The organism is Pseudoalteromonas aliena, assembly GCF_038155085.1.
Taxonomy (GTDB): domain Bacteria; phylum Pseudomonadota; class Gammaproteobacteria; order Enterobacterales; family Alteromonadaceae; genus Pseudoalteromonas; species Pseudoalteromonas aliena_A.
This window is the reverse complement of the sequence record NZ_JBAKAU010000005.1, coordinates 92488-104599: the sequence shown is the minus strand read 5'-3', so window position 1 is coordinate 104599 and position 12112 is coordinate 92488. Positions and strand designations below refer to the sequence as shown.

9 protein-coding genes and 5 tRNA genes are annotated in these 12112 nt (G+C 37.4%); 3 read left to right on the top strand and 11 right to left on the bottom strand.

Translation table 11 applies throughout. The features are described 5' to 3' along the window. Nucleotides 1–106: 106 nt before the first annotated feature. The 5 genes from V6260_RS07160 to V6260_RS07140 form a co-directional block, all read right to left on the bottom strand. Nucleotides 107–183: transfer RNA gene (locus tag V6260_RS07160), tRNA-Pro, on the bottom strand. A 53-nt stretch (nt 184–236) separates the two neighbouring features. Then, nucleotides 237–313, bottom strand: a tRNA-Pro gene (locus tag V6260_RS07155). Nucleotides 314–326: 13 nt separating this feature from the next. Beyond that, a tRNA-His gene (locus V6260_RS07150) sits at nt 327–402 on the bottom strand. A gap of 22 nt (nt 403–424) precedes the next feature. Further along, a tRNA-Arg gene (locus tag V6260_RS07145) sits at nt 425–501 on the bottom strand. A gap of 42 nt (nt 502–543) precedes the next feature. Then, nucleotides 544–620 (bottom strand) — tRNA-Pro (locus V6260_RS07140). A gap of 348 nt (nt 621–968) precedes the next feature. Between V6260_RS07140 and folD the strand changes: the two genes are divergently transcribed. Then, nucleotides 969–1823: a bifunctional methylenetetrahydrofolate dehydrogenase/methenyltetrahydrofolate cyclohydrolase FolD gene (folD, locus tag V6260_RS07135; protein WP_341593367.1), complete on the top strand. Its 855-nt coding sequence runs from the start codon at nt 969–971 to the stop codon at nt 1821–1823. 63 nt (nt 1824–1886) lie between these two features. Here the strand turns inward: folD and V6260_RS07130 are convergent, their stop codons facing one another. The 4 genes from V6260_RS07130 to V6260_RS07115 form a co-directional block, all read right to left on the bottom strand. Beyond that, nucleotides 1887–3077: an amino acid aminotransferase gene (locus tag V6260_RS07130; RefSeq protein WP_341593366.1), complete on the bottom strand. Its 1191-nt coding sequence runs from the start codon at nt 3075–3077 to the stop codon at nt 1887–1889. Nucleotides 3078–3157: 80 nt separating this feature from the next. Next, complete coding sequence (locus tag V6260_RS07125; RefSeq protein ID WP_341593365.1) at nt 3158–3817, bottom strand: GAF domain-containing protein; 660 nt, start codon at nt 3815–3817, stop codon at nt 3158–3160. A 56-nt stretch (nt 3818–3873) separates the two neighbouring features. Beyond that, on the bottom strand, nt 3874–5523 hold the full coding sequence (locus V6260_RS07120; protein ID WP_341593364.1) for a SpoIIE family protein phosphatase: 1650 nt from the start codon (nt 5521–5523) through the stop codon (nt 3874–3876). Continuing rightward, on the bottom strand, nt 5523–5828 hold the full coding sequence (locus V6260_RS07115) for an STAS domain-containing protein (RefSeq protein ID WP_341593363.1): 306 nt from the start codon (nt 5826–5828) through the stop codon (nt 5523–5525). Before V6260_RS07115 ends, V6260_RS07120 begins: the two co-directional genes overlap by 1 nt. A 136-nt stretch (nt 5829–5964) precedes the next feature. On the opposite strand from V6260_RS07115, the gene V6260_RS07110 reads away from it, so the two are divergent. Further along, nucleotides 5965–6294, top strand: coding sequence for a stress response translation initiation inhibitor YciH (locus V6260_RS07110; protein WP_341593362.1), 330 nt, complete (start codon nt 5965–5967; stop codon nt 6292–6294). Between the two features lie 12 nt (nt 6295–6306). On the opposite strand, the gene V6260_RS07105 is transcribed toward V6260_RS07110, so the two are convergent. After that, nucleotides 6307–9324 carry an EAL domain-containing protein gene (locus V6260_RS07105; RefSeq protein WP_341593360.1) on the bottom strand — a complete coding sequence of 1006 codons (3018 nt, stop codon included), beginning with the start codon at nt 9322–9324 and terminating at the stop codon, nt 6307–6309. Between the two features lie 361 nt (nt 9325–9685). Here V6260_RS07105 and V6260_RS07100 point away from each other — a divergent pair, with 361 nt between their 5' ends. Next, complete coding sequence (locus V6260_RS07100) at nt 9686–10843, top strand: chorismate mutase (RefSeq protein ID WP_341593358.1); 1158 nt, start codon at nt 9686–9688, stop codon at nt 10841–10843. 70 nt (nt 10844–10913) lie between these two features. Here the strand turns inward: V6260_RS07100 and tyrA are convergent, their stop codons facing one another. After that, entirely contained in the window at nt 10914–12047 is a 1134-nt protein-coding gene (gene tyrA, locus V6260_RS07095) for a bifunctional chorismate mutase/prephenate dehydrogenase (protein WP_341593357.1), read from the bottom strand. Nucleotides 12048–12112 lie beyond the last annotated feature (65 nt).

Sequence of the window (12112 nt, the reverse complement as noted above, 5' to 3'; positions counted from 1 at the left end):
CTAACCAATTTACTTAGATAAATAGATGCTAATAATTTTAATATATAATGGATTTTAATAAGATAGGAAAGATATAACTCTACTTTTCGTTATTTGACTCGAAAAGTGGTCGGCGATGCAGGATTTGAACCTGCGACCCCTTGGACCCAAACCAAGTGCGCTACCAAACTGCGCTAATCGCCGATAAATAACTTTTGAATACTTAAACTTTGAATTTAAGACCATTTATAAGAAAATGGTCGGCGATGCAGGATTTGAACCTGCGACCCCTTGGACCCAAACCAAGTGCGCTACCAAACTGCGCTAATCGCCGATATTCATGTAATTGGGGTGACTGATGGGGCTCGAACCCACGACAACCGGAATCACAATCCGGGGCTCTACCAACTGAGCTACAATCACCGCTAAATACATATTTTCAACATGGTGCGCCCAGAAGGATTCGAACCTTCGACCCACGCCTTAGAAGGGCGTTGCTCTATCCAGCTGAGCTATGGGCGCATCGAAAACTTCATAGCGTACAAATAAGCTTACTTTAAAAAGTGGTCGGCGATGCAGGATTTGAACCTGCGACCCCTTGGACCCAAACCAAGTGCGCTACCAAACTGCGCTAATCGCCGATGCTTACTATTGTTAACGAATGACCTCGTTGACAACGGGGTGCATAATAGTAATTTGACGGGGTTAGGTCAAACGTTTTTTTAATAAAACCAATCAACTGCTTATTTTTAGCTCATTCTGGTTAAATATTACAACGCAGGGCTAAAATTTAAACTCTTTTCATGGTTCTAATGCTTTATAGTTTAAAAGCAACTTGGCGCTTTAGTTCTTTTCTGCGAAAATAACAATTATATAAAAATGAATATATTGAAGAACATGTTTCTTTACTGCATTGTTACCCCTATTTTATGCATTCATTTTTTAGAGTATCAAAATCAAGTTAATCTAACCCCAATTAAAGGTCACCCATGACGGCAAACATCATTGATGGTAAAGCAATCGCAAAACAAGTACGTAATGCAGTAGCAGAGCGTGTATCAGAACGTGTTAAAAATGGTTTACGGGCGCCAGGACTTGCTGTGGTGCTTGTAGGACTAGATCCTGCTAGCCAAGTTTATGTTGGCTCAAAACGCAAAGCCTGTGAAGAAGTTGGTTTCGTTTCTAAATCGTTTGATTTACCTGTAGACACGACTGAGCAAGCACTTTTAGATTTAATTGATAAACTAAATACAGATAATGAAGTAGATGGCATCTTAGTACAGTTACCATTACCACAAGGGCTTGACGCTGAAAAAATTTTAGAACGCATCACGCCTCATAAAGATGTTGATGGCTTCCATCCTTATAATATTGGCCGTCTTGCACAACGAATGCCTGCACTTCGCCCGTGTACACCAAAAGGAATTATTACATTACTCGATTCAACGGGTGTTCGTTATAAAGGCATGCACGCTGTTGTTGTTGGTGCTTCTAATATTGTTGGTCGCCCAATGTCGTTAGAGCTTTTATTAGCAGGCTGCACAACTACAGTATGCCATAAGTTTACTCAAGACTTAGAAACACATGTTCGCCGAGCTGACTTATTAGTGGTAGCTGTAGGTAAACCTGAATTTATACCTGGGGATTGGGTAAAAGAAGGTGCAATCGTTATCGATGTTGGTATTAACCGTTTAGATACAGGGAAATTAGTCGGTGACGTACAGTATAGTGTAGCTGAGAAAAAAGCGGACTTTATTACACCAGTCCCTGGTGGCGTTGGCCCAATGACTGTTGCAAGCTTAATTGAAAATACATTAGAAGCGTGTGAAAAATACTATAGTTAATTATTAATCATACAAAAAACCGCACAATGTCTCGCTAGTGCGGTTTTTCTTCGTTAACTGCGTTTATTTACAAACTGCCGCTACAGCATTTGAAAAGTATTCAATATTTGACTGACTAACACCTGCAACATTTACACGGCTAGAGCCAACGATGTAAATACCATATTCTTTTTGTAGGCGAGCAATTTGCTCTTTATTAATACCTAAGAAAGAAAACATACCGTTTTGACGTTCAATAAATGAGAAGTCTTGTGCAATATCTTTAGTTGCTAAGCTTTCTTTAATTAAGCTACGCAAGCCATTTATGCGGCTACGCATCTCATCAAGCTCACAGTGCCATAATTGTGTAAGCTCTGTACTGCTTAAAATAGTATTAACAATATCGGCACCATGTGCTGGCGGCATTGAGTAAATACTACGTACAACGCTTAGCATTACAGAGTTTGAAATATCTGCTGTTGCGCTGTCTTTTGCAATTAATGAACAGGCACCAATACGCTCGCGGTATAAACCAAAGTTTTTAGAACATGAAGAACAAATAATTAGCTCTTCTACTGCATCGGCTAAGATACGTAAGCCACGTGCATCTTCTTCAAGTGAAGCGCCAAAGCCTTGGTATGCAATATCAACAAGTGGTGTAAAGCCAACTTCTTTTGCAAGTTCGGCAACTGTGTTCCACTGTGTTTCGTTTAAATCCATACCGCTTGGGTTATGACAACATGCATGTACTAAAACCACATCACCTTTAGGCACTTGCTTAAGTGTGTTGATCATTTCATCAAACAGTAAGTCTTTATTTTCGTAATCGTAATACGGGTATTCTTTTACTGTTAAGCCTGCAGCTTCAAACAAGCTAATATGGTTTGCCCATGTTGGGTTAGTTACCCATACTGTTGCATCGGCATTACAACGCTTAATAAATTCAGCTGCAACACGAAGCGCACCCGTACCACCTGGCGCTTGTGCGGTACGTACGCGATTGGCTAACAATGCTTGGTGTTCACCTAGTAATAACTGCTCCATCTTTTGGCAGTAATCTAAGTTACCCGCTAAACCAATGTAAGATTTGCTCATTTCGTTTTCAAGACGAAACGCTTCAGCTTTTTTAACCGCTTTAAGAACCGGTGTATTGCCTTGCTCATCTTTGTAGACACCTACACCTAAATCAATTTTATTAGGGTTTGTATCTTGTTTATAGGCCGCCATAAGGCCAAGAATAGGATCTGTAGGTAATGGTTTTAATACTGAGAACATTGGCTATCTCTTATCGTTATTTAGGGGTTAGCTGTTAAGCTAAGCTTAACATAAAAGCACATCATGTTGACTAGCGTTATTTACACTAGAAAGTGAGGAATTTTAATACAACATGCAATTAAAACGGCAAGCGTCTTTTCATCAAAAAAATCATTTTTAAAGGCTTCTGCATCTACAATACCAACACATTCATTTTGTGTATTAAATAAAGGTAAGCAGGTTTCTGATTTAACTTTAGGATCGCATGTGTAGTATTCACCACCTTGTGATAAGTATTTTTCAACGTTATTAATAATACGGCCCTCGTGAGATAGCGCAACCTGTACGTTATTACTACCAGCCGCAAATGCCTGCGTTAAAGGGAATAACGGACGACTAGGCGCACCATGATAAGCCAATTTTAATAGTTGCTTACCTTCACTAGTATTAGTTGATTGATAAATACCATACCAATCAACACTTGTTTGCTGCTCAATGTAGCTCACAATACTTTGTAAATTAGCTAGCTTGAACTGTGTTTGCTCATCATTTTTAATGTAGTCAGTTAATTTGAATGGCTCATCTTGTAAGTAACCAAATAAACTACATGCACCACCCTCGCCAAGCTCAGGTATTTGATACTCCCAACAAACATCAGGCAAAGTAGTGCTTGCTAAATGTAGGTCAAGCTTTTCAAGCTCTGTTGAAATCAAAGTTGGATTAGCACTAAGTTGTGCTTGTTTTAAGTAAGAAGAAATCATTTGGCCATCCATACATCTAGAGTTTCGGGAATAATAGCATGGATATTTTTACAGAGCTAGCTCAACTTGTAGCACATTTCAACTTGGTTACCACTGGCGTTATAGGTAACTTTTTCGGCTATTTCTTCTAATAAAGACACCCCTCTACCAAATTCATTATTAACCTTTGCCAGCTCATCGTGCTTACCACTGAACCCTCGGCCTGAATCGCAAATAATGAAATATAAACTGAGCGTGTCGGGGCAATAGCGCATATCAATAATAATCATGGCATCTGTAAGTTTAGCAAGGGCTGCCTCTCTCAACTCGTAATACCGAAAAAAGCCGTCTTCTTGTTTTTTAATTTCTGAGTTAAGTCCTAATACACCGTGATCAAGCGCATTGTTATAAGCCTCAGACAACAGTAAGAATATATTGGAACGATGGGTATTTAACCCCTCGACACTACTTAAAATATTAACAACGTCGTAGACGGGATCTGTTTTTTTTATTTGTTCAGAATTTAAACTCAAAGATAAATTAAAAGCTAAAGTAGAAAATGCTTCTCGCTCTTGTTCCTCTGGGACTAAGGGCAGGCAGTTTAGTAAAACAATACTTAAATCGTCTTGCTGTTTAGTACCATCAGCAAACTTAGTAACGTCAGCAACTATGTCTTCACTACTAATCATCGATTTACTTTTTAAGGTTTGTAAAAAACGCTCTTCCCCAAAAAAAGTATCTTCTTTGTTTGCTGTTTCTATAATACCGTCTGTTGCTAATACTAGGCGTGTATTACTATTTGTTTCAAAATGAATCACTTCATACTCAAATTCTTGTTCATCTAAAATTCCAAGCGCCATATGCTGCGATTCTAAAGTTCGTCTTACATTTCCGTCTTTATCTATAAGGTATGCATCTGGTAGACCGCCCATCCATGCAGAAATACTTTTACCTGATGCGCTAAGCTCTATAATGGTTGCAGCGCAAAACATATGTCCAGGTAATAAATTATACAACAAGGTATTTAACTCACTAGCAATATCGTTAATCGCCATACCCTTTTGTACCATAGTGTAAAAAACACGAGAAACTGGTAATGCACCAATAGCAGCGGCTAAACCGTGTCCAGTAAAGTCACCCAACATGCAATACAAATTACCGATTGGGCTTTGCGCTACTAAAAACATATCTCCATTAAACATAGATGCTGGCGATAAATTAAAATCTAAGTACTCTTTAAATTTACCCTGGTTTTCTAGTGAGTTATTGAAGATATGCTCAATTATTTCGTGTTCACGTTCAATTTGATTGTGATGATATTCAAGCAGCTTTTTTTGTTGATTTGATTTTTTGCTCAGTTCTCTGGTGCGAATATGTGCTTTAATTTTTGCTTGCAGAATAACTTTCTCAAATGGTTTATGAATAAAGTCATCACCACCTACTGTAAGGCAGCGCTCAAAGCTTGCTTGATCTTCTAAAGAGGTTATAAAAATAATCGGTAAATAAATTTCATTATATAACTGCTTTACTTTTTCAGCCGTTTCAAAACCATCCATTACAGGCATTAAAACATCGAGCAAAACAACGTCTATTTGATTTCTTTTAAGCACATTAAGCGCATCTAGCCCATTATAAGCCAATGATATTTTATAACCCTCTTGCTCAAGCATTTTACTTAGTAAAATGCGATTGAGCGCCTGATCATCCACGATTAACACATGTATCATTAACTAATATCAAACTTTTTATCAAAACGTGAAATTTGTAGAATTTTTCTAAGTTGTGGTTGACAGTTACTTATTTCGATTGCTTGTACTTGACCTTCGATTGTTTTTTTCATATTGAGTAGCATGCCTAACGCAGAGCTATCCATATAATCAGTTTCTCTTAAATCTATGATAACTTTTACGGTTTTTTCGTCCATCTGAGCATAAGCATGTCGAAAATTTTGCACTAAATTAAAGTCAAACTTTCCTTTAATCTGTATTGTTAAAGTCGTCCCATCTGCTGATTCAGTCTTCGTTAAGCTCATATTAAACTCCAAAAATATTTCCTTTGTGTTAAATATAACCTGTTAAAAATATTTAGCAAAAAGAAAAACACACCACAGCAAATTTGCTATCATTTACCTCTATGTTTAATTCATTTTTATCTATATAGGGTAAGATATGAGTGATAATCACTTAGTATATTCAACAAGTACTGGTCGGATTGACCAAGTAAAGCCAGAAAGAGAATTAGAAGCTAAACTTTTTAAAGATGGTTTTATTCGTATTGAGCGTCAAACAAAAGGCCGCAAAGGGAAAGGTGTGATGCTAATTATTGGTATCAACCCAAAAGATCACGATTTAAAGAAGCTGGCTAAAACAATTAAAGGTAAAATGGGCCAAGGTGGAGCTGTTAAAGAAAGCATAATAGAAGTGCAAGGCGATGACCGCGAAAAACTAAAAGTTATTTTAGAAAGTCTTAAATTTAAAGTAAAGATTGCGGGTGGTTAACCCGCAGTTTTATTAACTATTTATTATTTCACTATTAGAGTACTTGTTTAATCGCTCATATAGATTTGGTAAATCATGTTCTGGTATAGGAGGACTAAAATAATAACCTTGCACAATAAAGCAATTATTGTTTTGCAAAAACTGTATTTGCTCTCTCGTTTCTACACCTTCAGCTACAACGTCTAGCTTTAATTTTTGTGCCATCGCAATGATTGCAGCTGTAATTTCCATGTCATTTGTATCCTCTGGAATATCCTTTACAAACGAACGGTCAATTTTCAATATATCTACAGGAAATCGTTTCAAATAACTCAGTGATGAATAACCTGTACCAAAATCATCTATCGAAATTGATATGCCCAAAGCCTTAAGTTCATGAAGTTGAATAATGGCAGCTTCTACATTTCCCATTAACATACTTTCGGTTAACTCCAAATGAAGACGTTTTGCTGATATACCCGATTTAATTATCATTTTGCTAAGTGTAGATACTAAATTTGAATCTTTGAACTGACGAGCTGACAAGTTTATTGATATATTATTTTCACAACCTTGCTCTGTTAATCGTACTACAAATTCGCAGGACTCCTGAAGTACCCACTCACCGAGCTCAACGATTAGTCCTGTCGCCTCAGCAATAGGAATAAATTTGTCTGGAGGAATTAATCCTTCAGTTGGATGGTACCATCTCAATAATGCCTCAAATCCAACCACATGATTATTAAGACTATTAATTTGGGGCTGATAATGAATTACAAACTGTTTTTCTTTTAGCGCTACACGCAACTCACTCTCAATAAATAAGCGTTCATTAGCAGCCGCATTTAGCTCTTGGCTGTAAAAGTGAAATGTATTACGTCCTTTAGCCTTTGCCTCATACATTGCTAAGTCAGCATGCTTTAATAACTGATCCTCCTCAAGACTATCGCAAGGGGCCATTGTAATGCCAATACTTGCACTTACGATTACTTCATTATTTCCTAATTTAATTGGTGCATTAAGTGTCTTTTGGATTATATTTGCAACATCGCTTGCGTGCTCTTGACTTTCTATACCACTCAATAATACTGCAAACTCATCACCACCTAAACGCGCAATCGTATCTTCAGCTCTTAGACGCTTTTTAAGCCTGTTTGCTACTTCAATTAACAACTGATCGCCGGCATCATGCCCGAGGGTGTCATTAATGCGCTTAAATTCGTCTAAATCAAAGTAAAACAGTGCAAACGCATAATGTCCACGCTCTGCAAGAGCCATAGACTTCCGTAGTTGCATTCTAAAGAATGTTCTATTTGCTAAGCCCGTAAGAGTATCGAAGTAGGCAAGCTGCTCCATTTTGCGTTGGCTTTCTTTTATGAAAGAAATATCTTGTGCTGAGGCTACATAGCTAGTGATTTCTCCATCTAGTTCACGAATTGGTGAAACACTTAAAGATACCCAAATAGCCTGCTTATTATTTCCTTGAATAAGGGTATCACCGCGCCAATAATTGCGGCTTCGCAAATCTATATCTATATCTTCAATTAAAATAGCCATTTCTGACGCTATAATGCTTAATAAAGGTGCCCGATTAAAGTGACTATTCGGGTAACCTGTCATTTCTAACATTTTTGGATTTACATACTCAATAACAAAGTTTTCATCGGTTATAACAACCGCCGTACCGGAGAAGGCTACAGCTTTGGATAATCTATTTGCAGCTTTTTCTGCAATTTCTTTTTCTGTAATACGTTGATTAAGACCATTTATAAGTTTTCGAATTTCCACGGCCATATCTCTGAATGATCCATTCAATGCCCCAATTTCGTCTTTGTTTATTGGCGGAAATTCTATTTGTAGGTGACCTTTACCAAAGCTAGTAACTGCATAAACTAGAGTATGAAGTCTGCGCAGTACTAATTGATATAGAGCTTGATGTAATAAAAGAGCCACTAATATCGCATAAAGAACAAACAATCCGAAAAACTTTAGCTTTAAATCTCTTAAAGCAGATAACGTCGATGAGCGCTTCTTATAAACACCAATATACCAATCTAAATCATCAATTTTTCGAATGTTTATAATATGCTCTTCATCATCTTGTTCAAATGTATTGGAATATTCTGGTAAATGCATTTTTATTGCTGCATTAATAATTGATTGTAATTCATCATTAACAAAACTTTTTGTATCAAGAGCCTTGCCTTCATTCCCATAGCTTATTAATAAGTTGCTATTAATATCAGGATGAGCCAATAATTGCCCTTTACTATTAAATACTAATAAATGCTTTTCTTTATCTCCTACTGGTAAGTGAGATATTAGTGAACTCAAGGCTATATCATTGCCAGTTACACCCAATAGCTCATTATCTACATAAAGAGGCACTAGTAAGCTAATTACCCACTTATGCCATACTTTATCAAAATAGACTTTTGACCATTTTGGCTTTCGAATTAAGTCCATTCCCTCTTTTGAATAACTAAAACTGGAACCGCTCTTAAATTCATATCCGGCAGGAGTATTTAATGCCCAATTAGGTGGTGCTATTCGAATGAAGTTATCTTTTGTAATAAGGTAAAAATTAAAGAAATCATTTATTAACGTAGGTGCTATAATTCTCCACAGGGATTCTGAGTCATTAAATAGCTGTTTATAAAAGGGGGAATAATTTTCTTTTGGTAAATATGCTGCTGACAAACCATCTGCAGATGCACTTCGTATGCTTCCATCAGCATTAAAGCTTAACATGACTTTATTTTTAATCGTAATTGATGATTGTTTCGAAAAAAGCTGCTCCGCCACCACGCTATTGGCTTGCTGAGCAATATTTATTTTAGTTTTAATCCGCTCATTAAACTGCTTCACTAATAAATCAGTAGAACTTTTTAAAACATCATGCTCTTCGAAAACAAGTTGCTTCTCTTCTGATTTGAGCATCAAGGTAGCCGCACACACTCCTGCTATTAAACAAATAGCAGATATAAGCAATGAAAGTTTTACACTTAAAGAATTTAATCCAAAACGCGATGGGGGGCGTCTGTAAACCACAGGTCAACCTTAATTATTAATAATTGTTATTATTTGAACCAGTTAAAGAAATATATCAGATCCTCATACATATTTATAAATTATTTGTAAACTTTCTATAAAAATTACTCATACCTGCATAAATAACACTTAGGGATTATTTAGAATATTATCTTTGTTGACATTACTAACAACTCTCCATACATTAACCATATGTATATATTTATCTCTCGCACTTTTTTTTCGTTTTTTAGCTTCTTTATATAGAAGAGGCTTACCTGTTTGTGAGATAAAATCAATCGAATAGTAAAGCCTCCCAACCGGGAGGCTTTTTTGTTTTTGCTGTGTAATAACAGCTTACTTTTGGAATGAGGATACCAAAATGACAACTGATGTATTAAATGCCCTAAGATACGACATAAATGAAATAGACTCCGATTTACTCGTGTTATTAGCAAAACGCCGCCGTATCAGCCATGGTGTGGTTGAGTACAAAATTGCTAACAATAAGCCTATACGCGATGAAGCCCGCGAGCTCGCCCTATTGGAGAAGCTAATTGGTTACGGTAAATCACTAGGTTTAGATGCTTACTATGTAAATAATGTTTTTCAGACTATTTTAGAAGACTCTGTTTTACATCAACAAGCAATGCTACAAAAAAACCTCAACCCTGATGCACTAACAGAAACTCATCGCGTAACCTACTTAGGTGGTCAAGGTTCATACAGTCAGTTGGCATGCCATAAGTACTTTAGCCGCCGCCCCGGTAAACTTATCGAAATCGGTTGTACATCATTTGATGAGATCACAGGAAAAGTAGAAAACGGTCAAGCTGATTTTGGTTTGTTACCGATTGAAAACACCAGCTCGGGTAGTATTAATGAGGTGTTTGACTTATTGCAGCACGCACAAGTGTCTATTGTTGGAGAGGTAACTCACAGTGTAGAGCATTGCTTACTTGCAACTCCTGAAACGGAACTTAATCAACTGACAAAAATATTTGCCCACCCACAACCATTTGCCCAATGTAGCCGTTTTTTACAAGGCTTAGGTGACTTACAACATGAAACATGTGACTCAACATCAAGCGCACTACAATCAGCTCTGACTACATCAAATAGTGCTGCAATTGGCTCTGCACAAGCGGGGAAAAACGTAGGGCTTGAGGTTATTAAGGCAAACCTTGCCAATCAAAGCGAAAACCATAGTCGCTTTATTGTTGTTGCACGTAAGCCCCTACAAGTGTCTAACCAAATTCCAACTAAAACTAGCTTGATCATGTCGACAAAACAGCAAGCGGGCTCACTAGCCGATGCTTTAATGGTTTTTAAACAGCATCAAATTAACTTAGTAAAACTTGAATCACGCCCTACTCCAGGCAATCCGTGGGAAGAAGTGTTTTATGTTGATTTAGAGGCAAACTTAGATGATAGCCAAGTAAAAGATGCGTTAGAAGAACTTAAAGAATACACGCAATATGTACGCGTTCTAGGTTGCTATCAAAGCGAGACATTACAAGCAGTTAGCGTTAACACTTAGCCTCTCGTTTTATAACTAAAAAAGGGCCAGATTAGGCCCTTTTTTAGTTCATACAATCAAATTATAAACGTTAGTCGAGTACTTTAGCGTCATTCGCTTTATTTAATAAGCTTCGGCTTTGCGTTAAAAAATGTGCTGTAGAGTCTGAAAAATAAGATTTTGCATCAGCAAATGCATCTATAAGTGCAGTTTTATCACCCGCCTTTAACTTTTCAAGCGTTTCAGCGAAAGTATCTTGGTACTGTGCTAACAAGCTTTCTACATCATCAAACTGCGCTAACATAATATCTGAGTAAAGCTCCGGTGATTGCGCAAACAAACGTCCCACCATCATCAGCTCCAACTGGTATATAGGCGATGAGCAGCTGCGTAGTTCTTCTAGTGTATGGCTTTGCTTCGCTAAAAACTGCCCATAAACAAATGTTGTTAAATGGCGCATAACTTGAATAATTTGCATTGCTTCATCGTGCTTTTTAGCATCAAGTTCAACTAGCTGGCATCCCCATACTTGTAGTTGCTTTAATAATCCTTGAGCAGCTAAGTGATCTCGCCCCTCACATACAACAACTGTTTGTTTTACCCAGTGAGAAATATCAGGACCAAACATTGGATGTAAGCCAACTACCGGCCCACTATGCGCCGCTTTTAATGCTTTAATAGGTAATTGCTTCACTGAAGTTATATCTACAAGCAAGCAATCCTCATCAAGTTTAGGCAATTTAGCGACTACCGAATCTAGTGCATTAATAGGCACACTTACCATGACAAGTTTGGCACCTTTTAAAATACTTAGCGCCTCGTCTTGCTGATCTTTATCTAAAATTTTAACTTCGTAGCCAGAGCGAATAAACTGCCGCGCAAATAACTGTCCCATTGCGCCTTGGCCGCCCACAATAACAATAGGTGAAAGCTCTGGTGCAGCACAAGCAAGTTTTGCTTGCTGATTTTGATAAGCCTCACGCATCATGCGTCTTAGTATATCTTCAACTAGATCTGGGCTTACATTTTGCTTAATAGCTTCTTGTCGTCTTGCTGCTAGCAGTGCGGATTCACGCTCGGGGGCATGTAAGGGCGCACCAATTTGCTGTTTTACTTCGCCAATTTTTTGCGTAATGCTGTTACGTTTAGCTAGTAAAGCAACCAGCTGTGCGTCGCACTCGTCTATACCATCTCTTAACTGTGCTAAATCGCTAATGTCTGCCACGTTCATTTCACCTTAAAGCCAATATCGTAAATTTAATTTTACAAAAAAGTAAACTAATTAATACG